This window comes from Leptolyngbya sp. CCY15150, from assembly GCF_016888135.1.
Classification (GTDB): domain Bacteria; phylum Cyanobacteriota; class Cyanobacteriia; order RECH01; family RECH01; genus RECH01.
Window position 1 is genome coordinate 1 of sequence record NZ_JACSWB010000121.1, and the last position, 280, is coordinate 280.

The 280-nt window shown below is 46.4% G+C and carries 1 protein-coding gene; it reads right to left on the reverse strand.

Annotation, left to right across the window (positions count from 1 at the left end; all coding sequences use genetic code 11):
• Positions 1 to 280, reverse strand: a 280-nt coding sequence (locus JUJ53_RS02295) for an IS1 family transposase (RefSeq protein WP_204150364.1), incomplete at both ends; no start/stop codon positions are given.

Consider the following 280-nt stretch of genomic DNA (forward strand, 5'->3'; position numbering starts at 1 on the left):
TTGAGATAGTAGATGAGTAACCGGACTGATGTCGTTAGCATGTCAACCGATTTGGAATAACACAACGTCTTACGGTGCAATCGAGCCAAGTAATGTCGTAACCGACAGTTCTCGCCCTCAACCCGAGTCATGGCTGTTTTACTGACTAAATGGTCTCCATCCTCAATCACGCAAGGGTACACTTTATACCCATCAGTGATGTACAGAAAACAAGCCCAACCCATCACAATCTGCCACAAGGGCTTAAACGTCTCTAGAGAGTGGTCTCCTACCACGAACT